Consider the following 416-nt stretch of genomic DNA (forward strand, 5'->3'; position numbering starts at 1 on the left):
AATCACATTTTGAGTGGCAGGAAGATTATGCTTAAAACTGCAGAAGAAATTATCCAGTATATTGGAAATGCGACAAAACAAACACCAGTCAAGGTATATATCAATGGTCATGATTTACCTAAGGCTGAAGGATTCAAGATGTTTGGTACAGAAGATTCAAAAATCTGTATTGGAGATTTAGATGCAATCCGTGCTTATTTAGAAGAAAACAAAGATAAGATTACAGAAACTTATATGGAACAGGATCGTCGTAATAGTGCGATTCCTATGATTGATATGACAAATATCAATGCTCGTATTGAACCAGGCTGCTTTATCCGTGAACATGTCACTATTGGAGATAATGCAGTTATCATGATGGGTGCAGTTATCAACATTGGTGCTAAGATTGGTGAAGGTTCTATGATTGATATGGG

The 416-nt window shown here is 35.8% G+C and carries 1 pseudogene; it reads left to right on the forward strand.

The annotated features are described in order from the left end of the window. Window positions 1-27: 27 nt before the first annotated feature. Window positions 28-416: pseudogene (locus B2S90_RS01570) on the forward strand (2,3,4,5-tetrahydropyridine-2,6-dicarboxylate N-acetyltransferase); the annotation flags it as partial.

It is taken from the genome of Catenibacterium sp. UBA627, assembly GCF_002299355.1.
In the GTDB taxonomy this organism is placed as follows: domain Bacteria; phylum Bacillota_I; class Bacilli_A; order Erysipelotrichales; family Coprobacillaceae; genus Catenibacterium; species Catenibacterium mitsuoka.